21 protein-coding genes and 1 riboswitch are annotated in these 21,204 nt (G+C 37.5%); of the genes, 3 read left to right on the top strand and 18 right to left on the bottom strand.

The genetic code is table 11. The features are described from left to right. Window positions 1-24: 24 nt before the first annotated feature. Window positions 25-1,461 carry a RecQ family ATP-dependent DNA helicase gene (locus IGK03_RS06630; protein ID WP_025190538.1) on the bottom strand — a complete coding sequence of 479 codons (1,437 nt, stop codon included), beginning with the start codon at window positions 1,459-1,461 and terminating at the stop codon, window positions 25-27. Between the two features lie 6 nt (window positions 1,462-1,467). After that, window positions 1,468-2,502 carry a helix-turn-helix domain-containing protein gene (locus tag IGK03_RS06625; RefSeq protein WP_010713410.1) on the bottom strand — a complete coding sequence of 345 codons (1,035 nt, stop codon included), beginning with the start codon at window positions 2,500-2,502 and terminating at the stop codon, window positions 1,468-1,470. Window positions 2,503-2,537: 35 nt separating this feature from the next. On the opposite strand from IGK03_RS06625, the gene IGK03_RS06620 reads away from it, so the two are divergent. Continuing rightward, the gene (locus tag IGK03_RS06620) at window positions 2,538-2,756 is read left to right on the top strand and encodes a ferredoxin (RefSeq protein WP_002357617.1); all 219 of its coding nucleotides are present in this window, start codon (window positions 2,538-2,540) and stop codon (window positions 2,754-2,756) included. A gap of 22 nt (window positions 2,757-2,778) precedes the next feature. On the opposite strand, the gene IGK03_RS06615 is transcribed toward IGK03_RS06620, so the two are convergent. The 8 genes from IGK03_RS06615 to IGK03_RS06580 form a co-directional block, all read right to left on the bottom strand. After that, window positions 2,779-4,110, bottom strand: coding sequence for a zinc ribbon domain-containing protein (locus tag IGK03_RS06615; RefSeq protein WP_430602603.1), 1,332 nt, complete (start codon window positions 4,108-4,110; stop codon window positions 2,779-2,781). Window positions 4,111-4,365: 255 nt separating this feature from the next. Beyond that, window positions 4,366-5,031: an ECF transporter S component gene (locus IGK03_RS06610; RefSeq protein ID WP_002382314.1), complete on the bottom strand. Its 666-nt coding sequence runs from the start codon at window positions 5,029-5,031 to the stop codon at window positions 4,366-4,368. Window positions 5,032-5,102: 71 nt separating this feature from the next. Then, window positions 5,103-5,222, bottom strand: a riboswitch (FMN riboswitch). Window positions 5,223-5,373: 151 nt separating this feature from the next. Continuing rightward, complete coding sequence (locus IGK03_RS06605; RefSeq protein WP_002357624.1) at window positions 5,374-6,090, bottom strand: pseudouridine synthase; 717 nt, start codon at window positions 6,088-6,090, stop codon at window positions 5,374-5,376. Between the two features lie 3 nt (window positions 6,091-6,093). Continuing rightward, on the bottom strand, window positions 6,094-6,699 hold the full coding sequence (scpB, locus tag IGK03_RS06600) for an SMC-Scp complex subunit ScpB (RefSeq protein ID WP_010713412.1): 606 nt from the start codon (window positions 6,697-6,699) through the stop codon (window positions 6,094-6,096). Further along, a complete protein-coding gene (locus tag IGK03_RS06595; RefSeq protein WP_002390627.1) occupies window positions 6,696-7,490 on the bottom strand; it encodes a segregation/condensation protein A in 795 nt (264 codons plus the stop codon). The genes scpB and IGK03_RS06595 overlap by 4 nt, the downstream gene beginning before the upstream one ends. A 64-nt stretch (window positions 7,491-7,554) precedes the next feature. Next, window positions 7,555-8,445 (bottom strand): site-specific tyrosine recombinase XerD, encoded by an 891-nt coding sequence (gene xerD / locus IGK03_RS06590; protein ID WP_002360354.1) that lies wholly within the window; start codon window positions 8,443-8,445, stop codon window positions 7,555-7,557. A gap of 168 nt (window positions 8,446-8,613) precedes the next feature. Continuing rightward, window positions 8,614-9,543 (bottom strand): alpha/beta hydrolase, encoded by a 930-nt coding sequence (locus IGK03_RS06585; protein WP_010713413.1) that lies wholly within the window; start codon window positions 9,541-9,543, stop codon window positions 8,614-8,616. 194 nt (window positions 9,544-9,737) lie between these two features. Continuing rightward, window positions 9,738-10,829, bottom strand: coding sequence for a DUF871 domain-containing protein (locus IGK03_RS06580; protein WP_002360357.1), 1,092 nt, complete (start codon window positions 10,827-10,829; stop codon window positions 9,738-9,740). Window positions 10,830-11,010: 181 nt separating this feature from the next. On the opposite strand from IGK03_RS06580, the gene IGK03_RS06575 reads away from it, so the two are divergent. Continuing rightward, window positions 11,011-11,760, top strand: a complete 750-nt coding sequence (locus IGK03_RS06575; protein WP_033625667.1) for a peptidylprolyl isomerase — start codon at window positions 11,011-11,013, stop codon at window positions 11,758-11,760. A 43-nt stretch (window positions 11,761-11,803) separates the two neighbouring features. Here IGK03_RS06575 and IGK03_RS06570 read toward each other — a convergent pair whose 3' ends face one another. From IGK03_RS06570 to obgE, 5 genes are all read right to left on the bottom strand, one after another. Next, window positions 11,804-12,178, bottom strand: coding sequence for a YxeA family protein (locus IGK03_RS06570; protein WP_002357632.1), 375 nt, complete (start codon window positions 12,176-12,178; stop codon window positions 11,804-11,806). A 141-nt stretch (window positions 12,179-12,319) separates the two neighbouring features. Continuing rightward, window positions 12,320-12,865 (bottom strand): TetR/AcrR family transcriptional regulator, encoded by a 546-nt coding sequence (locus IGK03_RS06565; protein ID WP_002360361.1) that lies wholly within the window; start codon window positions 12,863-12,865, stop codon window positions 12,320-12,322. Between the two features lie 218 nt (window positions 12,866-13,083). Then, on the bottom strand, window positions 13,084-14,382 hold the full coding sequence (locus IGK03_RS06560; RefSeq protein WP_002363934.1) for a PTS sugar transporter subunit IIC: 1,299 nt from the start codon (window positions 14,380-14,382) through the stop codon (window positions 13,084-13,086). Between the two features lie 26 nt (window positions 14,383-14,408). Continuing rightward, window positions 14,409-14,711 (bottom strand): hypothetical protein, encoded by a 303-nt coding sequence (locus IGK03_RS06555; protein ID WP_002357636.1) that lies wholly within the window; start codon window positions 14,709-14,711, stop codon window positions 14,409-14,411. Between the two features lie 138 nt (window positions 14,712-14,849). Further along, window positions 14,850-16,166: a GTPase ObgE gene (gene obgE / locus IGK03_RS06550; RefSeq protein WP_002384537.1), complete on the bottom strand. Its 1,317-nt coding sequence runs from the start codon at window positions 16,164-16,166 to the stop codon at window positions 14,850-14,852. A 287-nt stretch (window positions 16,167-16,453) separates the two neighbouring features. On the opposite strand from obgE, the gene gap reads away from it, so the two are divergent. After that, entirely contained in the window at window positions 16,454-17,464 is a 1,011-nt protein-coding gene (gene gap / locus IGK03_RS06545; RefSeq protein WP_002357638.1) for a type I glyceraldehyde-3-phosphate dehydrogenase, read from the top strand. Window positions 17,465-17,514: 50 nt separating this feature from the next. On the opposite strand, the gene IGK03_RS06540 is transcribed toward gap, so the two are convergent. From IGK03_RS06540 to IGK03_RS06530, 3 genes are all read right to left on the bottom strand, one after another. Then, complete coding sequence (locus tag IGK03_RS06540; protein WP_002357640.1) at window positions 17,515-17,964, bottom strand: Fur family transcriptional regulator; 450 nt, start codon at window positions 17,962-17,964, stop codon at window positions 17,515-17,517. Between the two features lie 115 nt (window positions 17,965-18,079). Continuing rightward, window positions 18,080-18,961 carry a CvfB family protein gene (locus tag IGK03_RS06535; RefSeq protein WP_002361792.1) on the bottom strand — a complete coding sequence of 294 codons (882 nt, stop codon included), beginning with the start codon at window positions 18,959-18,961 and terminating at the stop codon, window positions 18,080-18,082. Window positions 18,962-19,034: 73 nt separating this feature from the next. After that, window positions 19,035-21,152: a cell division site-positioning protein MapZ family protein gene (locus IGK03_RS06530; RefSeq protein ID WP_430602583.1), complete on the bottom strand. Its 2,118-nt coding sequence runs from the start codon at window positions 21,150-21,152 to the stop codon at window positions 19,035-19,037. Window positions 21,153-21,204 lie beyond the last annotated feature (52 nt).

Here is a 21,204-nt window from a genome sequence, read left to right as displayed (position 1 = left end):
CCAACTGCCGACTAAAAAAATGAATTAATCACGTTCTTTAAATAATTTTAGAAATTTAGAACGCCAATCTTCTTCATTTTGATTGCTGGTCTTGTTCGATTTTACTATTGAATCTTGGTAAATGTCAAAGAATAACGCACAATTATCACAACAAGTTTCCGGTGATTGTTTTACAATCGGTTCTTGAAAATAAGTTTGAATCAACGTTCTTCGACAGGTTGTGGTTTCAATATACGTCAGCATCCCTCTTAATTGTGCTTGGCGATCTTTTTCTTTCTCCTCTAAACGATGCTCTAGCTCTTCAAAAGAATAATCCTTGGCTAAATAGCCTTGGACCCATTTTTGTTGTAACTCGGTGGCATTTTCTAACAAACCTGCTTGTTCTTCTCCTTCAATCAGCGATTTTAAGGTCGCTCGATTCGCTCTTGTCTCTTCTAAGAAAAACCGATGAATAAATTCATCCCCTTTTTTATACAATAATAGCGCCCAACTTTTTTGACCATCACGTCCAGCTCGCCCGATTTCTTGCAGGTAATTTTCTAAGCTATCAGGCAAATCAAAATGAATCACTCCACGAACATCAGGTTTGTCGATTCCCATTCCAAAAGCATTCGTTGCACAAAGAATATCGATTTGATTATCAATAAATTGTTCTTGCAAGCGACTACGTTCACTAGCCTCCAAGCCCCCATGATAATAGGCTACCTTAAAACTGGTTTTTGCCTGAATAAGTTGACTGATTTGTTCTGTTTTGTTGCGCGTGGCGCAATAGATAATGATTTTACCAGCCGTTTTAGATAAGTAATCTAGTAACACTTCTTCTTTTTCTGACGTTTCCTTCACGAACAAGCCAATATTTTTTCGATTCACTGAAGAAAGAACTTCTTGATAGCTACCATGAGAAAATAATTGTTTTATAATTGCGTGCTGTACAACGGGTGTCGCTGTGGCAGTTAACGCCAAGGTCAAAGGAAAGTCTAGCTGTTTTTGGACTAGATCTAATTTACTATATTCAGGGCGAAAATCGACGCCCCACTGATAAACACAATGGGCTTCATCCACCACAAATAATGCAATTTTTTGGCGTTGTAACACACTAAGTACTTCTTGCTGCAAAAGCATTTCTGGGCTTAAAAACAGATAATCGTATTGGAACATTTTCGCTAAAATATAACGCTTTTCTGAATATTGTAACGTACTGTTTAAGGCAACCGCACCTTTAATTCCTTGTCTTTGTAATTGATGCACCTGATCTTCCATTAACGAAAGTAAAGGAGAAACAATTACCGTTAGTCCCTCTAACTTCTGGCCCACAAATTGATAACACAATGATTTGCCAGTGCCTGTTGGCAAAACAGCCAATGTATTCATACCGTCAAGTAAGTTTGTAATCACTTCTTTTTGACCAGGCTTAAACGCTGCATAACCAAATCGAGTGAATAATTCTTGTTCTAATGTCAACAATACTCACTCCTTTTCTTGCCAAATTTGTTGGATTTGATATAACCGGAAATCTAAATAAGAAAGCGTATCTTCTTGCGCTCGCCAATCCCGATACACCCACAACCGCGGATCTTGTTCTGTTTGAGCCAAGTTTTGGAGTATTGCCTCCTTTTCAAGATAAACAGACGCCTGCAGCTGCCCTTGAATAGCCAACTCTAATAGATGGTCATGAATGGTACTCGGTTTTATTTTTCGCTGCTCAGCAATTTCTTGAAGCGTCTTGCCTTCCGTTAACAATCGTTGGGTTTCTTGCATACTTTGGTTTAGATTTTTTTCTAGATACGGCCATACAAGCGTTCGTAAAGCAGGATAGTTTCCTCCGTACATTATCAACTGCAGTAAATGATGAACCGCTTGCGTATGCCATAAACGCTGTTCAAGAGCTGTCTTATGGCTTGTTAATTGCTGAGGAACTTTGCCAGTTTGCTGATAACCAGAAAGTTGCGCAACCAAATAGTCGCTTTCTGCTTCAGGTAGTAACTCAAACCCTCGCAACAGTTCTTCTTTGATTGATTGAATGCGCTGCTCTTTCTTGTCTTGTTGTAACCATCGTTTCAAATATAGTTGCGGAATCGGTGTTGATAAAAGTGGAATATACTGTTTTTCCTCAAATGATAAATACGAAGTCACTTGCACGGCAAATTGAATGAGTTGCCAACTTTCTCGATCACTTCTGCCAAAACGATAAAGATCAATTGCAGGATAATCCAGCAACGAAAAATGGTGCTCCTTTAAAAATAGTTGCCCTTCTTTTGTTAGTTGAATCTCATTTGTCTCTTTGTGATACTGAATTTGTTTCGCCTTTGAAAGTTTTTCAAGAAATTGAAAATAGGCTTGTTCGGAAATCGTTGGCCACCAGCCAATGAATCGTAAACAATCATATAAAAAACCATAAATCAAAACAGAGCTAGTCCGTTTGCCTTTTAAAAGATGATACAAAGTTGATGCACGTACCTTGTATCCGTGAGATAATAACGCTAAAATAAAAGTTGCTTCCATAGTAAACCTCTTTTAGATAGGATGTGTCACTGTTTATGCAATCACGTTTAGTTCCTGAAAAATGTATTGCTTGTGGACTTTGTCAAGTTTATGCGCCCAATATATTTGATTATGATGATCATGGGATTGTCCTTTTTAAAGACGAGCCGCATGCTCGACAACAATTTATTCCAGAAAACGAACGCGAGAATGTGTTAAAAGCGTACCGCAAATGTCCCACGCGTGCAATAGAAATAAGCAAAAATGAGTGCTAAATTATTTAGCACTCATTTTTGCTTAGAGTATTTTTTCGAGCCAAGCAAGTGTTTGCTCATCTATCGAAACAAACTGTAATTGTCCTTCTTTTAGCGGTTCTTTGACTAAATGAATTTGATCATTTAGGCCATTGATCCATTCATAACGAAGACCATTTTCTTTTGCTTTAGAATTTTTAGCTTCTAAATAATAATTGACATGGTAATTTTCTTTACCATCCAATTGTAGCGTATTAATGGTTACTTCAAAATCTGGTGAAACATCGGTCGATTTCTTTTCACGTAATCGTTCAAGTGCTTCTATAAAAGAAGGAAATTGAGGATTATTTTCCCCACCAACGAGATATTTTTCAGCAAATTCTGTACTATCCGTATGACTTTTCACTTGTTTGGCAAATGCTTGATAAAAGGTTTCTAGCGCTTTGCGGGCATCATAGTCGCTAGCTAACGGAAAATTCAATTGTAGCGTTGGATTATCGGAGAGCGCTTCGACAAAATCATTTTCACCAATCGTTTCTTTTGATGTTTGAATTTCTTCTCCATTAATCGTCTTTTTAAGTTGAATCGTCATCCCTTTGGACCAGAACAAAGGGCCAATCGTTTTGCTTCCATTCGTTAGCGTACCAACTTTCCGATCATTAATATAAATATCTGTGTCTGGCAGATTGCTCTCCACAACAAAATTCATTCGTTTAAAATCTAAAGGAATACTAGAAATATAATTTTCCTCTTCTAATAAACGATACTCTTCTGTGATAACAGGTTCACCGGTGCTATCTTTCACTGTGGCTGTAAAGGTATATTGTCCTGGCGCTAAGGGTCCCAATTCCTTTTGATAAGTGGTTGAGTCGGAAGTGCCCACTTCCCGCCCGTTCATTGCCAGCGTCACACCGCGCTGATTCGTCGTTAACTGAACAGAAACAGGCGTTAAAATGAATTGATAACGGTGAAAGAAAAATGCTGTTTGACTTGTTTCACGAATAGTTAAACCATGTAGCTTTTTATCCTTTAATAGCGCTTTTTCTAATTTTTTTAGCTCAGTTGGATTTTTTTGATAATAAGTGATTAAAGGCTTAATGCTTTGCGGATTCACTTGAAATTCAGACTCGTTCGTCCTCATTTTTTTACTTAATTCTTGTGCATCACCATTCTCAATCGCTTCAATAAAATGAGAAATTTGTTGTTCCTTAGAAAAATAATGCGTCCCGAGAAAATAGCTACCCGCTCCAAGAACGATGAACACAAAAAGAAACACCCAGATCCAGCTTCTTTTTGATCTGAGAGGAGTAGATTCGTTCCCTTTATTCATTGATGGTTGTGCTTGGTTTTCCTCTTGATGCATTGATTCATTCATTAGCGGAGCGCCGCATTCTTCACAAAAGGACTCCGTATCACGATTCACGTGACGACAATTTTTACACTTTTTCACTCAGGAAAACTCCTCTTTCTTTGATGATTTCTATCATACCAAGGGAAAGTTAAAATTACAATGCAGATGGTTTAGTATTTTTTAACAGAATGATGACAGATTATGACAACCTCTTTTCTTTTAGGCGTAAATTTTAAAAACCCACTGTCAAACATTGTTCAACAGCAGGTTTTTTATCATTTATTTTGTTAACGGTGTTTTTTTCTGAATAGTATGTTGTTTTTTTGATAGCCATGGCAATAACTTCGCATGTAGTACTAGAAAAACACCACTGACTAAGAGGCCTTTAATAAGGTTGAATGGCACAATACCAATCGCCACATAGCTTGCTAAAGATGTTCCTAAAAATTGTTGTGTGGTCACACCATATAATTGTAAGTAAATGGGTGTAATGACAAAATAATTCGCAATACTCATGAAAATTGTCAAGGCTAAGATCCCACTTACTAAGCCCACTATCCGATTTGTACGGATATTTTTCTTTTTACCAAAGAAATAAAAAATTGGCAAGGTGAAAATACTACTTGCTAAAAAGCTAGCGAAATCTCCCACCATATTTTGCGGTGCTAATCCGGTTAAGAACAGGTGTAGCAACGAACGAACAAAAGCAGTAATTACTCCTGCTAACGGTCCGTACAAGAACATTCCGAGTAGAATCGGAATATCACTAAAATCGATTTTCAAAAAACTAAACGCCGGCATAATCGGAAATGCCACAAATTGTAATACTGTACCGATTGCGGCCAACATTGCAATGCTGACCATTTTTTGTACCTTGTTGTTCATCTGAAATCCTCCAATTAAGGACCCATCTTCAACGAACTTTTTGATTCGCTTCTTTGTCATACAAAAAAACCCTATTTTTCTGCAGGGAAAAATAGAGTAGGATTATCTGATGAAAAAGCGTCTCAAATAAGCCCTATCTTCTTTATCCAGACTATACTGTCGGTATTGGAATTACACCAATTCAATCGTTAAAAACGAGTCGTGGACTATAACCACCGGTCGGGAATTACACCCTGCCCCTGAAGACGAACCTTGTATTATATTTTTTTACTTACTTAGTGTAACCGATTTGAACAATGAATGCAACTAACTAAGCTTTTTTATTAAATTTCATTGATTGTTTCATTTCTCAAAAAAAACAATCCCTTCGCCATAAGCGCGAAGAGATCGAGTCATTTTATCTTATTTAGCTTGATTTAATAATTGACTGATTTCTTTTTTAGTTAAATCACGATATTGCCCTGGTCGCAAACCTTGTAAGGTCAACTCACCGTAACGTTCACGTTTTAATTTTTGAACAGGGAAACCAACAGCTTGAAACATTTTCTTCACTTGATGATTACGCCCTTCATGGATCGTTAATTCCACGACACTGCTACCTGTTTTAATATCCGCTGAAAGAATTTGAAAATTGGCTGGTGCTGTGCGTTTGCCATCAATGCGAATGCCTTTGGCTAATGGCAATAGATCTCGTTTAGTTGGTACACCTTTAATTTTTGCTACGTAGACTTTATCTACTTCATGTTTAGGATGGGTTAATTTTTGTGAAAAACTTCCATCATTCGTTAAAAGTAACAACCCAGAAGTATCATAATCCAGACGACCGACTGGATAAATTCGCTCAGTAACATCTGTAAAATAATCCGTTACTACTTTACGGCCTTTATCGTCAGACACCGCAGAAATAACCCCTCTTGGTTTATAGAATAAATAATAACCATATTCTTCTTGATAAATTGGTACACCATCAACCTCAACAGTATCTTGTTTACTTACTTGCGTTCCTAATTCTTTGACCACTTGGCCGTTGACCTTTACGCGACCTTTGACAATTAATTCCTCTGCTTTGCGACGCGAAGTCACCCCAGCATGAGCAATTGCTTTTTGTAATCTTTCCATTGTTTAAGCTTCCTCGCCTTCTGTTGTTTCAGACATTGGGTTCGTTTCTTGATAACGATCAAAAAATAGATCCATTGGTAGTTCTTCTTCTAATTCATCTTCCATTTGTTGGATATCTGGTAATTCATCTAAACTTTTCAACCCAAAGTAATCCATAAAATACTTCGTTGTGCCATACAAAATTGCTCTACCAGGACCATCTACGCGGCCTTTTTCTTCTATCAACTGACGGGCAACTAACTTTTGGATCGAGCCAGAAGTCTGTACGCCACGAATTTCATCAATTTCAATACGCGAAATTGGTTGCTTATAAGCAATAATGGATAATGTTTCTAGCGCCGCTTGTGATAAGACGTTCGACATAGGCGATTGCGCATATTTTTTTAGTAATGAGGCATATTTTTTCTTCGTTGTTAAGACAAAATGATTGCCGACTTCTAAAATATTCAACGCCGATTTATTGTCAGAAGCATAATGTTCTTTCAATTTCGTTAATTCTTCATAGGTTTTTGCTGTTGACTTCTCTAATAAGTACGCAAGCTCTTCCAAGCCAATTCCTTCTTCGCCAACCACAAATAAAATTGCTTCAATTTGACTAACTAATGTCACTGTGTTTCCTCCACCTCTGTTGTATCTTCCTGCTGGGTTTCTGTATTAAATAACAAAATTTCACTATAATTATTTTCTTGTTCAGCATAAATCACGCCTGTTTTCATTAATTCTAAAAGAGCCATGAACGTTGTCACAATTTCTTGTTTGGAATAAGAATCGAAGAAAGAATCAAACGACACTGCCTTCCCTTTCTGTACTTGACGCATACGTTCTGAAATAGCGGTGATTTTTTCTTCGATGGAAACATCGTCACTAGCAACAGTTGTTTCAACAGGCTGGCGATTTTTTTTCTTTTCTAACATGGCATGAAAGGCTAGAAATAAATCAATTGTATTGATTTGATTAGGCGGTAGTGTTGTATCTTCCTCTTTATAATCATCCATATCCATTGGTTCTTTTGTATAATAGAGTTTACGTTCTTCTTCTTTTTCATGTAAAACAGTCGCTGCATATTTAAATTTCCGATACTCCAATAACTGAGCTACTAAAGCTTCCCGTGGGTCTTCCTCTTCAAAAAAATCTTCATCATCAATGATTTCAAGCTCTTGTTTTGGAAGCAACATCTGACTTTTAATAGCCATTAAGGTGGCAGCCATGACTAGATATTCTCCAGCGACTTCTAACTCTAAGGTTTGCATCGCATGAATATAAGACATGTATTGTTCAGTTACTGCTGTAATGGGAATGTCATAGATATCGATTTCTAATTTTTGAATTAAATGTAGTAGAAGATCCAGTGGTCCTTCAAAGACATCTAGTTTTAAATTAATTTCTTGCAAAAACGACACCTACTTTCTTTTCTCGACTTCCTAGTTTACCATAAATTTATTCGTTTGTGGGCATTCTCGCAAATTAAGCCCGAGGAAAATGTTCCTTATAAACATCTGCCATTCGTTGTTTGGTAATATGTGTATAAATTTGTGTCGTGGAGATATCTGCATGTCCTAATAATTCTTGCACGATTCTAAGATCTGCGCCATTTTCCAACAAATGTGTCGCAAAGCTATGCCGTAATGTATGCGGCGTAATATTTTTCTCTATCTGGGCTTCTCGGACAATCTGTTTTAAATTTTTCCAAATGCCCTGTCTAGATAACGGTTCACCATGATGGTTAACGAACAGGTGTGTTTCATTCGGATGATTTTTAATCAATTGAGGTCTGGCTTCGTTCATATAGCGCTCAATCCATTGAATCGCATAATCGCCTAAAGGAATAATTCGTTCTTTGTCCCCTTTTCCGATTGTTTGCAATAAACCAATGGATAAATGCAGATCCCCTAATTTTATTTCAATTAGCTCACTAACTCGCAGGCCCGTTGCATACATCACTTCTAAAATAGCACGATTCCGCATACCTAGTGGTTTACTTGTATCAGGCGTTTCAATTAATCGAGTCACTTCGTCAACAGATAATGTACTTGGCAATTTTTGAACTTTCTTGGGGGAGTCAATATGTTGCATCGGATTATGTTCGCTTAAGCGTTCTTGACGTAAAAATTGATGAAATCCTCTCAAACTAGAAATCATCCGAATCACACTTGCTGAAGCTTGCTGTTCTTCGTGAAGGGATTGCAAAAATTCTGTAATCATGTAACGGTCAACTTCGTCCCAAGAATGCAGGCCTTGTTCTTGTAAAAAGGCTACGTATTTTTTTAAATCTCGTTCGTAACTCCGTCGTGTGTTATTTGATAAGCCCCGCTCTATTTGTAAATAGTGTAAATAATCGACTAATTGTTCTTCCATTATCCTTCCCTCATTTCTAGTACTATCCTATCAGATTATGCCCTAGATTGCATGGGTAAATTCCAACTTATTAAAAAAAATCAACTGACAACAAAAGACTTGTTCACTAAGTCGTTAACTTAAGAACAAGTCTTTTGTTTTTGCTACTATTAGTAAAGAATAAATTTGTTATTTTATATATTTATCTAGAAAAGCAGCTACTGTTTCCTTATATTTTTCTGGGTTTTTATTATAAGCTTTCGCATGCTCTGCTCCAGGCACGACATATTTTTCTTTAGGTCCTTGGGTTGCATTATAAACTTCGTCTAACATACTAAACGGCACAAACGTATCATTTTCACCATGAATAAAGAGCATTGGTAAATGATTCTTTTGCAATTGCTTAACAGCGCTTGCTTCCCCAAAGAAATAGCCAGCTCTAAGTTTCGTAATCCCGCTAGTAACATTAACTAATGGGAAACTTGGTAAATTGAAAAGCTCTTTCAATTGATATTGCAACTCCTGATTGACTGTAGAATAGCCACAATCTTCCACAATGGCTTTCACGTTATCTGGTAATTTTTCCCCGCTCGTCATCATGACTGTAGCAGCACCCATACTGACACCGTATAAAGTGATTTGTTCTTGCTGACCATTTTCGGTTAAAACTTTCTCAATCCATTGGACATAATCTTTACGATCGGGCCAGCCGAACCCAATATAATCTCCTTGACTTTTCCCATGACCACGCGCATCTGGCGCTAACACATTGTAGCCCCAATCATGATACATTTTCGCAAAGACAGACATCGTTTCTGCCGAACCCATATAACCATGCGCCATAATAACGGTACGATTACTTTTTTTGTCAGCTGGTAAATAAATGGCCTTTAGACGTAGCCCATCTTTCGAAGTAATTGACCATTCTTGTCGATTTTTGTCATCTTTAAACCACGCGCCTTCAGGTGTCTGGACTACTTTTGACCCTGGGGTGTTCTCATTTATAAAGTCTTTCTTTCCTGGAACTACTGCATAATTATAAAAATATAAGCCTGCCGCAATTAAACCAATTGCAATTACTACAATAAGCGCAATCAAAATTTTTAACCATCGATTCATCTACGTACTCCTTTTATTTAAACTGTATGATTCATTATAAGTTGTCACCCTTTTTTTGACAACTACCATTCAAAGATTCAACCATCTTTCTTTACCACTACAATGAGACAATTTTGTTGCGACAAAAAAAGCATAGCACAAAAATATTACCTTTTACGCTATGCTCCACTTATCTATTTATAGGAAACTAAAAATTATTTATTTTCAATAAGTTTAAAACTTGACCATGGTTTCAAAAATTCTAATAAGAAACGTTCGTCATCAGAAATACGACCAACCACATTTACACGGCCATCATTTTTCATTTCTTTTAAAGCAATTTGTGTTTCCCCTTTGTATTGTCCATAGCCAACGTTGTCAATCAAGACATCGCCTCGAACAATATCTCTCGTTGTATGAGCTGGGAAAGGACGATCTTTATAGTAAACACGTGTCATTGTTGAACGCAAAACGTAATCAGAACGATCTCCACGATAACTGTGTAAGTTATCGAACAATGCAATTCTTTCATCTTCTGTGATTTCTGGTTCTGTATCCACTTTGATCGAAGGATACGGTGCATGAAAGGCTTCTGCCATTGCTGCTAATTCTGCTTCTGAGGCATAAGCATTTCCGACAGAAATATCATCGATTAATCCTGTTAAAACTAAATGCTTAACTTGCGTTGCAATTTCTAAATCGCGGTGGTCTTCCAAAGAACATAACCCATCTTGTGTCGGCCATGGCCCAAATGTAGCATCGTGTGAGTTCACAAACGCCATCGTATTTAAATTATATTTTCTAAATTTTTCTGAACAATAAACAAAATGCTCATAGCCTAAGCCTGTATAACGATGTGGATAGAAATTATGTGAGCCTAGTAAATTTTCTGTGTTTGGTGAGTAGGCCATAATATTATCTACATAGCTTGTCCCTGAACTCATATTAATTTCAATTTTAATGCCATAAGGGTTTCTTGTCATATTCGCCTCTTCTTGCCCAGTAAAACCAAGATCTAAACGAATACCGTAAGCGCCCATATCATGGAAAAATGATAAATCATCATAAGAGATGCCTAATTGTTCGAACAATGCAGGATTAATATCGACCATCACTTCCATACCTAATTGGTTGGCGTAATCTACAACTTTTTTAAACTCTGCTAATACCTTTTCCCGATCATCATTGATTTGCAATAAACTAGTAAAGACACGCTTAAAGCCGTATTTATGAGCCAAATCCAAATATGCTTTGTCCTTTTCAAATGTTGAACGTTCTGGATAAATTGAAATACCTAATTTTCCCATGTGATTGCCTCCTAAATTGTAAAACATAATAATGTATCTGCTTACATTGTAACAAAAAAAACAAAAGTGGTCTACACCTTTCCTATAGGAAATCTTATAAAAATTCCACTGGTTTGTTATCTTCTCTTTTGTTATGATAAAAAAGAACCTAATTGTCAGTGTGAAAGGAAGAGGAAAACAGATGAAACATAAGAAAATGCTTGCTGTTGCTTCAGTTGCAGCATTCACCTTGCTTTTAGCAGGCTGTAACACGACCAATAATAAAGGCACGACCGCAACGAGTGATTCTATCGCTAAATCCAGTGAAAGCAAAACAAAGGATTCGGTCGACTTAAATTCACTAGATTTACCACAACTAGATGACAAAGTTGCCGAAGATCAAGACTTAGTCCAAATGGTTACTTCAATGGGAAATATTGAAATCAAACTATTTCCTAAACAGGCTCCAAAAACTGTCGAGAACTTTATGAAACATGCCAAAGATGGCTATTATGATGGCTTGACTTTCCACCGCGTCATCAATAACTTTATGATCCAAGGTGGCGATCCTAGCGGTGATGGAACTGGCGGAAACAGCATCTGGAATAAACCATTTGAAGATGAATTTTCAAACCAGTTATATAACATTCGTGGCGCATTATCAATGGCGAATGCAGGACCTAATACTAACGGCAGTCAGTTCTTTATTGTCCAAAATACAGATGATCAATCTGATGGTCTTTTATATGATGATTATCCAAAAGCAATCATTGATGCTTACAAAAAAGGCGGCTATCCTTCTCTTGACAAAAAACATACTGTTTTCGGTCAAGTAACCAAAGGAATGGATATTGTCGATAAAATTGCCAAAGTCGAAGTTGGTGCCAACGATAAACCAAAAACCGATGTTAAAATTGAAAAAATCAATATTCTTCAAGAAGCAAAAAAATAACAAAAAGTCAGAACGTACGCTGAAGATACGTTCTGACTTTTTGTTATTTTTGAATCGCTTGTAATGCCTTTTCTGGTACTTGGTCTTGATTGACCTCTTCATACGTATTGATGTGGGCCCCTTTATTTGAGACTTTTAGATAATGATCTGTTTTTAATTCATGGTCCGCTGTGAAAGTTATTTCTCGCGTTTTGCCTTCCTCATCTGCGGCTACTTGCGTATAACTAGCAATTCCATAGCCATTAACGCTATCGGCTTTCTTTGTTTTAACATACACATTTCCTTCTTTAACCAATGGATTTAATTGATCTAACACACCAGCTAATTCGCCAGAGTTCTTCTCTGCGTAAAACTTGGCCCCAAATAAACCACCACCAATAACAATTGCTGTCACCACTAAAAATTTAATAAATTTCATCACATAAATCCTCCCGAGTAATTATTCTCTGTTACTTCTTCCAAAGTATAGCAAGATTTAAACAATCCTTCCTCGGGCGCAACGACCAGTTTTTTCTCAGACTTATGTCGTATTTTTTTATTTTGAATAAATAACAAAACACTACTCTTCTATCAATAATTGACTTAATAATTGAATTTCTTGATTCTTAGTTAAGTCAATTGTTTTCATTGTAACCGCTGTGGCTAAACCTAAATAGATTACCACCATTTTAGGAAATAATTCGACAAATTTTCCTTTGTCCATTTGTACATATTTTTTATCCAATAATAAACGCTCTTCAAAAAAAGTTTGAAGCATTTGCTGCAATTCTTCTTCATAACCATGTGCTTTCATAAATAACGCCGTATAGATTTTTTGATGTTTTTGGGCAAATAATATAAAGTTCAGACCCAATGCAATCACTGGGTCTGAGGCACCGACATCTGCTTTATAAAATAATTGCATACGATGAAATAACGATTTAATTAAGGTTCGTTTTAAATCGTCCATGTTGACAAATTCTAAATAAATTGGCTGCGTAGAAATCCCCATAGTATCTGCAATATTTCTAGCAGTTAAATTAGAAAAACCTTTATCTACTAAAATTTTTTCAGCTACGTTTAAGATTTTTTCCTTTGTATATACCTTCGTTCTAACCATTTTCATACCCCTTTTCTCTTTTAGTTAACAATAACTTTATTATGTTCACACAAAAGAAAACCATTTTCATTATATATATAATATTTTACACTTTTTTATGCGTTTCTTTTCTCAAAATTTTCTATACATTTCAAAAAAATTGAGAATTTTCATCGCCTATAAACAAATAGGTCCAGAACAAAAGGTCATCACCTTTTGTTCTGGACACTAAACGGCTACACTCTTTATTCTTCTATTTGTTTGCCTTGTTCTTTGGCAAGCTCATTTTTATCATAAGCTACAAAGAACGGATAGTAAATCAAGATGGCCACTAGAATTAAAACAATATTCAAAACAGCAGCACGCCAATCGCCGCCTGTCGCCATAAAGGCGCCAATTGGTCCTGGTAAGGTCCAAGGAGCGGTAAAGACAACTTCACTTACTAAACCTAATTTTGTGGCAAACCAAGCAATCGTTGCTAAAACCATTGGTGCAAAGATAAAAGGAATCATTAAAATAGGATTTAAGACAATCGGTACACCGAAAATAACTGGCTCATTAATATTAAAAATAGACGGTGCTAAAATAGCTTTTCCTAGTTTTGAACCATATTCTGATTTTGCCCGGAAGGCTAATAATATAGCTAAACCAATTGTGGCTCCAGCACCACCAATCCAAATGAACCATTGGTAAAATGGCTCTGCCGCAATCCGAGGCAATGCTTCGCCAGCTGCTTTAGCAGTCGTGTTTTCCTCTAATAGTTGTAGCCATAGAGGACGCGCCAACGATCCTACGATTGAAGCGCCGTGAATCCCAAAGAACCAGAAAAATGTTGTTAAAAAGACTAACAGCAAGACACTCAATAAAGAGTCTGCTGCTTGAACTAGTGGTCCTACTAAGTTCCCTACAAATGTGTGCCAATCAAAGCCTAAATAATAAGTAATTGAACCAATCAATAACATGACAATTAACGTCGGAGTCAATGATTCAAATGAACGAGCAACAGCAGGTGGAACGTTATCAGGCATTGTAATTTTGAACTTAGACTTATCTGTTACTCGATAGATTTCGACAGCAATAATTGACGTCACAATCCCGACAAACATCCCTGCACCACCCAAATTAGCCATTGGTAAAACAAACCCAGAAACGCCAGCTGCTTTACTGGCTTCTTCAGGAATCGCTACAGGTACTAATGTTAATAAAAAAGCAATCGTAGCCAAAATCCCTCCAGAGACTTGATCAAGATTATATGATTTCGCTAAACTAGCGCCAATGCCAAAAGTCGCATATAACGCCATAATGTACATTGTCATTCGGTAAGGCAATAAGATTGTAGCAGCATTACTTGTTAAAAATTGAGTAATGCCCCAAGATTCTGGTAACGGCGGAAACGCAATAATTAGAAAAAAAGAACCGACAATAATTAAAGGTAATGTCGCAATAATCCCATCCCGCACCGCACGTAAATGGCGCTGATTGGCAATTTTAGCCATTGGTCCAGCTAGATGATTTTCAATCCAAACAGTCAGTTTATCTAACATAAATAACACTCTCCTCTGTTTTTCTCTTAAAAAATAACTCCTTTAATCAGCCATAAATAAGAGATAAGCTCTAATAAAATAAGAGAAATTAAAAACAACCAAATAAAACGCTTACAAAAACCTGTTTTCGTTTCAATAAAATAATGACTATACGCTAACGCAAAAGCAATCCCAACAGGCAAAAAAATCATGGCACCAATATTAAACGGCAGATTGAAAGTCCATAATAAAACACTCGGCAACAGGACACCACATAAGAGCCCCATACTAAAAAGAAAACCGGCACTTTTAACTGAAAACTTAGGAACCATTGCTTGATTGTTTTCCATTTCAATTTCGCTCCTTTCGTTTGTTATTTTGTTACATTTAAAATTATAAGCTATTAAAAATATTATTTCAATCTATTCAGTGATTTAATACTAATTTTAAAATAAAAAACCAGTTCACTGAGTGAACTGGTTTTATGCTTATTCGACAAATTCAAATTCAAAATTACCAATCCGAACAATGTCGCCATCTTTCGCGCCACGTGCTCGTAATGCCTCATCGACACCCATACCACGTAATTGACGTGCAAAACGCATTACTGTTTCATCATGATCGAAATTCGTCATTTCAAATAATTTTTCTAATTTTTCACCAGATAAAACCCATGAAGCATCTGGTTCACGATCAATCGTAAATTCTGGACCTTCTGGTTGGAAGCCATAACGAACGGTTTCTTCCTCTACCACTTCATCTTCATATAATGGGAATTCAGGCGTTACTTCCAACAAGTCAGCTGTTGCATTTAATAAAGGTTCAATACCTTTACGAGTAACCCCAGAGATTGGGAAAATAGGTAGCTCATCGGCATACTCATCGGTGCGTTCCTTCGCAAGTTGCTCTTTAAATTTCGCTAAATTCTCTTCTGCTTCAGGCATGTCCATTTTATTGGCAACAATAATTTGAGGTCGTTCCATCAAGCGTAAATTGTGTGAAGCCAATTCTTTATTGATTGCCAAATAATCTTCGTAAGGATCGCGTCCTTCCATGCCACTCATATCAATGACATGTAAAATAACACGCGTCCGTTCAATGTGGCGTAAGAACTGTGTTCCTAAGCCGACACCTTGAGAAGCTCCTTCAATTAAGCCTGGCAAATCTGCTGCAGCAAAGCTTCGACCATCACTAGTAGTCACCATCCCTAAGTTTGGAACTAACGTCGTAAAATGATAGGCACCAATTTTCGGACGAGCGGACGAGATAACAGAGAGTAACGTTGATTTCCCTACAGAAGGAAACCCAACTAAGCCAACATCTGCTAAAACTTTTAATTCTAATTCGATTTTACGTTCTTGACCCGGTTCGCCGTTTTCGGCAATTTCTGGTGCAGGATTTCTTGGGGAAGCAAAGCGAATATTCCCGCGACCACCGCGTCCGCCTTTTGCTACTACTAAGGTCTGACCATTCTCAATTAAATCCCCAATTAAGGCTCCAGTTTCTGCATCACGAACTGTTGTACCTGGTGGAACTTTGACAAGTAAATCTTCTGAACCACGACCGTGCATTCCTTTACTCATACCATTTTCTCCAGGTGTCGCCTTAAAATGACGATTAAACCGGAAATCCATTAATGTGCGTAATCCTTCTTCAACAACTAAAACAACGTCGCCACCGCGACCGCCATCACCACCAGCGGGACCCCCGTCTGGTACATATTTTTCTCTACGGAAAGCAACCATTCCGTCGCCGCCTTTACCAGCTTTGACATCAATCGTCACTTGATCTAAAAACATGGACATATAATTTGTCCTCCTATTCTACTTCTACTATCTTTAATCACCTCAAAAAGCGTGATTTGAAAGTCTTTATTATTGTATCGGGAAAACAACCGTTTGTCTAGCAATTCTAGTTAGTTATCGTTGGAAAAAGCAAAATTTCTCATGAATCTTTCGCTTTCTTTTTGTCGCTTCGCTATCAGTCTTTTGACAAAAAAATTTTAGAGGTTCATACTATAGATAGTTGAAGAAAATCACTTTTTCAGCAAGGGTCCAAAGAAACACAAACATCTAAAGGAGGAATTTTTGTTATGACAGTCAAAGTAGGAATTAACGGTTTTGGAAGAATTGGTCGTTTAGCCTTTCGCCGAATAAAAGAAGTTTCTGATGATATTGAAGTTGTGGCTATCAATGATTTGACTAGCCCAACAATGTTGGCTCACTTATTACAATTTGACTCTACGCATGGCACCTATCCTGGCACCGTGACAGCCACTGAAAATGGCATTGTGGTTGACGGCGAAGAAACCCGTGTCTACGCAGAACCAGATGCAAGTAAAATCCCTTGGGTTAAAGAAAACGGAGTAGACATTGTCCTTGAATGTACAGGTTTTTATACCTCTGAAGAAAAAGCACAAGCTCATTTAGATGCAGGTGTGAAACGTGTGGTTATCTCTGCTCCTGCAGGCGCAATGAAAACAATCGTTTATAACGTCAATGATGATACACTTGATGCCAACGATAAAATCATTTCTGCCGGCTCATGTACGACAAACTGTCTAGCACCGATGGCTTACTTTTTAAATAATGAATTTGGTATTGAAGTTGGTACCATGACAACTGTTCATGCCTACACATCAACACAAATGCTATTAGATGGCCCTGTTCGTGGCGGAAATCTTCGTGCGGCACGCTCTGCTGCAGACAATACTATTCCCCATTCAACTGGTGCTGCTAAAGCAATTGGCTTAGTTATTCCAGAACTTAATGGAAAATTACAAGGCCATGCCCAACGTGTTCCCGTTGTGGATGGATCCTTAACAGAATTAGTTAGCATTTTAAAAACAAAAGTAACAGCTGATCAAGTAAATGAAGCAATGAAAAAACACACCATTGATAACCCTTCTTTCGGTTATGATGATCGTGAAATTGTTTCTGGGGACATAATCGGCACGACAGAAGGTTCGATTTTTGACCCAACGCAAACAGAAGTAACGACAGCTGGCGATTTCCAATTGGTGAAAACTGTGGCTTGGTATGACAATGAATATGGTTTTACTTGCCAAATGATTCGCTTATTGGAAAAATTCGCTAATTTATAATTCCAATGAATAAAAAACTGCCTTGCATAAATTAATGCAAGGCAGTTTTTTTAATGTTTACTTTGACAACTTTGACAAATACCATGAAAAGTTAAGCGATGATCTTTGACTAAAAAATGATACCGACTTTCAACAATTTGCTCTACTTCACCAAGCAAGTCTTCTTCCACTTCCTCAATTGTGCCACATTCTAAGCATAACAAATGGTGGTGAAAGTGTTTGGCGCCTTCTTTTCTTAAATCATAGCGAGCTAAACCATCGTTAAAGCTCACTTTATCAACGACTTTTAAGTCTGTTAAAATTTCTAGCGTTCGATAGACTGTTGCTAGACCAATTTCCGGACTTTTTTGTTTTACCAAGAAGTAAATTTCTTCTGCTGATAAATGATCTTTTTCATTTTCCAATAATACAAGTACGGTTGCTTCCCGTTGTGGTGTTAATTTAAAGCCTGATTCATGTAATTGTTTTTTTGTCTTTTTTAAAGCAGCAGTCGAATCCATTATTACAGCTCCTTGTTTAGAATGATTACAAATTAAGAAACTTAATTTATCAATCAAATTAAAATAATTATAAAAGAAATAACTGTAATTTGCAAGATATTCTCAATTAGCTACCTTAATTTTTTTCTTTTGATTGTTCCAACGAGCCAATTAGAATTGTTTTACCATCTTCTTGTTTAATTAATTTTTGTTTCATTAAATGACCTAAAGCGCGTTTAAATTGAGCTTTACTAATACCAAAAGTCTGTTTAATTTCATCAGGACTTGATTTATCGGTGAAAGGAATTTGATGATCGTTTGCTCTTTCTAAGAAAGTTAGAATCATTAACGCATCATCGCTGATTACTTCATGACTTCTTGGTTTTAATGAAAGATTCAATACGCCGTCCGGCCGCACGCCAATCACACGTCCCACTACTTTTTCACCTAAACGTGGTTCCTGGAATCGTTCAGAAGGATGGATAAATCCAATGTATAAATCATCAGTTAAAATATACGTTCCTGCAAGTTTCAGACGATACACATGCCCAGTTAAGTTTTGGTTTTGCATTTCAGCATTCCCGCGTTTTGCCATGGCTTTAAAGACTTTTTCATCTGCTAATTCGCCCCAAATGCGGTCTTTACTGTCCACTTTTAAAGTAACCATTACTCGGTCTTCTTTTTTAGGCCAAAGTTCCCGCATGGTTGGTAATTCATCCAACGAAATAACGACATCTTTATCTGGTAAGCCAACATCCACAAAGACACCTAAATCACGTCTTGTTCCTGTGACAGTACCAAAGCCATAGCTACCAATGCGCACAGTAGGAATTGTAGTTGTCAGTGCTGGCTCTTGTTTTTGATTTAAATAACCAAACCCTTCTACAGCCTCCCCTATAGCATGCGTACCTTCTTCTTTTTTTAAACGGAATGTGATGCCATTTTTTTGAACAAAATAAAATTGTTCATTTTCATCGACCACAATGCCGGTAAATGTTGTTGCTAGTAATTCTCTCATTTATCATTAACTCCTCAAGGAAAATCAATCGAACAAAAGATTTCCGCTTTTGTTCGATTGTTTCTATTTTCTTTTATTGCCCTGCATTACGAGAAGCGTTCCCTTTGAACCAACCTGTTTTAGCATTGATTGTAACTAAATACATGTGAACATTTTTCTCTGTAGTGCCTTCTAATAATTTTGATTGATTGTTTGTTGCATAAAGATTGTAGTAACCTTCGCCATTCACAATTTTGGCAGGTTCTAAAGAATATCCGCCAGGAACCACATAGCCACGAGCAATCACTGTGTCTAAGACTTTTTCTTTCACACCTGGTGCCCATGTCCACGCTGGATTGCTACTATCAGCGATATCGGCAGCATCTGGCGCATAAAGCGGACTAGTGTACACCCCGTCACTATTCGGCGCCGTGTAGCCATTCGCTTCTGTTTTTGCTGTTTCTTCCTTCTTAGCGTCCTCTTTTTTTGCGGCAGCAGCTTGTTTCGCTTGTTCTTCTGCTTGTTTTGCTTGCTCTGCGGCAGCTTGTTCTTCTGCAATTCTTTTCTGTTCTTCTTCAACCTTGGTTAACGCTTGGTCAGCTGTCGTCACTTGTTTGACCAGTTCTTTTTTCAGCTTATCACTTGTTACTTTATCTACTTCTGCCTTAGCAGCTTGATACGTGTCTCGATTCAGCTGATTGGTAGTTTTTCCATCTTTATAAATGACCTCAACCGCTTTTTTAGCTTTTTGTAATTGGTTGTATTGTTGGTTCGCTTGATCGATTGCTTGGTTCATCAATTGGTCAAACGGATCATTTCCTGTTAATTTCTTTACGGAAATTGGTTGATCAGCAGCTAGAATCGCCGGTTTCAACTCATTGCCATTGACAATCGGGGCCTCAAATAATTGGTTGATTTGTTGAATGGTTTGTTGTTTCTCTTTCAATGTTTGAATTTGTTTATTTAATTGAGAATACTCTTCTGAATCTTTAATTTCCGCGACTTGTTTTGAGAGTTTTTCTGGACTAACAGTCACCATATCGGGTTTAATAAAAACTTGCTCCTTTGTGGTATAAAAGGCTGCTAGTTCATCTTTCAGCGTACCTGTTTTCTTGGATAGTGCCGCCGCCTCTTGTGCGGCAGCTTTTTGCGTTTGATCATGATACGCCCAAGCACTACCTCCAGCTAATAAAACAACCGCAAGCGCAACGAAAGCCACTTTTTTTGATGGTTTCTTTGGAGCAGGCGCTGGTTGAGCATTCCCAGTTTCATTCATCGGTGGTATCACACCTGAATCTGAAACTTTTTCCTCGGTTGTATCAGCTTCGCTCGGTTCCTCTAGCGACGCTGCACTTGTTAGCCCTTCTTCAGAATCTGAAATGGATTCAGTTGGTGTTTCGGCTTGGGTTAATACTGCCTCACCGCTGTTTTCTAACTCTTGGGTCTCTGCTGTTTCTTCTGATGGATTTTCAGACATTTCTGTATCTGCTCGATGCGCTTGAATATAAGCTTGCAAAGTTTCGTTTGGTGTGACATCTTGATCTTCTATCGGTGGTTGTGAAAAAATTTCTTCTTCAGAAGTGGTAGAGATAACTTCAGTTCCTGAAATCTCTGTTAAAGCTTCCTCTTCTGACTTCACCGTCTCAGATACTTCAGCTGTTTCTGCTTCAACAGTAGTTGTTTCTTCCGTTGTTTCTTCCGTTGTTTCTTCCGTTGTTTCTTCCGTTGTTTCTTCCGTTGTTTCTTCCGTTGTTTCTTCCGTTGTTTCCTCTAAATTAACTGCTTCGTCCGTTGCTAGTTCTTCTTCTGTTGAATGAGTAGGCGTCTCTTCTGTCGCTGGTATCGACTCCTCCACCGAATCATGAGTCTCCTCACTAGCCCCTTCTTGAAGCGCTGCTTCTGAATCAGAGACTATTAAGTTATCTTCTATCGACTCTTCTTTTTTGTCATCATTACTTTCTTCTTCTGGTGATTCGCCAAACAGTTCCATCACATGGCCTAAGCTCATATCTTTTAACTCAGACCACTCAATATTCTCATTTAATTGATCTTCGTGTTGTTCATTTTCCTGTGTTTCAAAATCTATATTTGTTGAAGTCGTTTCCGCTTCTTCTTTATCAACTGTTGTGTCAGTTAGTGAATAGCCACATGTTGGGCAGGTCGTTAATTCTGCATCGAATTCGTTCCCGCACTTCGGACATTTTTTTGTCATTCTTCCGCCTCACATTCTGCTAATATTCCATTACTTCTAATTTACCACAACT

This window comes from Enterococcus sp. DIV2453a (genome assembly GCF_050533535.1).
Taxonomy (GTDB): domain Bacteria; phylum Bacillota; class Bacilli; order Lactobacillales; family Enterococcaceae; genus Enterococcus; species Enterococcus faecalis.
The sequence above is the reverse complement of the archived record's forward strand: the minus strand, read 5'-3'. Positions and strand labels throughout refer to the sequence as shown.

Bases quoted from the DNA above. Each gene is read 5' to 3' on its own strand.
- IGK03_RS06625 (WP_010713410.1), bottom strand. From the start codon at position 2,502: ATGGAAGCAACTTTTATTTTAGCGTTATTATCTCACGGATACAAGGTA.
- IGK03_RS06610 (WP_002382314.1), bottom strand. From the start codon at position 5,031: ATGACAAAGAAGCGAATCAAAAAGTTCGTTGAAGATGGGTCCTTAATT.
- xerD (WP_002360354.1), bottom strand. From the start codon at position 8,445: ATGGAAGAACAATTAGTCGATTATTTACACTATTTACAAATAGAGCGG.
- IGK03_RS06615 (WP_430602603.1), bottom strand. From the start codon at position 4,110: ATGAATGAATCAATGCATCAAGAGGAAAACCAAGCACAACCATCAATG.
- IGK03_RS06620 (WP_002357617.1), top strand. From the start codon at position 2,538: ATGCAATCACGTTTAGTTCCTGAAAAATGTATTGCTTGTGGACTTTGT.
- IGK03_RS06560 (WP_002363934.1), bottom strand. From the start codon at position 14,382: ATGTTAGATAAACTGACTGTTTGGATTGAAAATCATCTAGCTGGACCA.
- IGK03_RS06580 (WP_002360357.1), bottom strand. From the start codon at position 10,829: ATGGGAAAATTAGGTATTTCAATTTATCCAGAACGTTCAACATTTGAA.
- IGK03_RS06575 (WP_033625667.1), top strand. From the start codon at position 11,011: ATGAAACATAAGAAAATGCTTGCTGTTGCTTCAGTTGCAGCATTCACC.
- obgE (WP_002384537.1), bottom strand. From the start codon at position 16,166: ATGTCCATGTTTTTAGATCAAGTGACGATTGATGTCAAAGCTGGTAAA.
- gap (WP_002357638.1), top strand. From the start codon at position 16,454: ATGACAGTCAAAGTAGGAATTAACGGTTTTGGAAGAATTGGTCGTTTA.
- IGK03_RS06570 (WP_002357632.1), bottom strand. From the start codon at position 12,178: ATGAAATTTATTAAATTTTTAGTGGTGACAGCAATTGTTATTGGTGGT.
- IGK03_RS06535 (WP_002361792.1), bottom strand. From the start codon at position 18,961: ATGAGAGAATTACTAGCAACAACATTTACCGGCATTGTGGTCGATGAA.
- IGK03_RS06565 (WP_002360361.1), bottom strand. From the start codon at position 12,865: ATGAAAATGGTTAGAACGAAGGTATATACAAAGGAAAAAATCTTAAAC.
- IGK03_RS06605 (WP_002357624.1), bottom strand. From the start codon at position 6,090: ATGGAAAGATTACAAAAAGCAATTGCTCATGCTGGGGTGACTTCGCGT.
- IGK03_RS06530 (WP_430602583.1), bottom strand. From the start codon at position 21,152: ATGACAAAAAAATGTCCGAAGTGCGGGAACGAATTCGATGCAGAATTA.
- IGK03_RS06585 (WP_010713413.1), bottom strand. From the start codon at position 9,543: ATGAATCGATGGTTAAAAATTTTGATTGCGCTTATTGTAGTAATTGCA.
- IGK03_RS06540 (WP_002357640.1), bottom strand. From the start codon at position 17,964: ATGGATTCGACTGCTGCTTTAAAAAAGACAAAAAAACAATTACATGAA.
- IGK03_RS06555 (WP_002357636.1), bottom strand. From the start codon at position 14,711: ATGGAAAACAATCAAGCAATGGTTCCTAAGTTTTCAGTTAAAAGTGCC.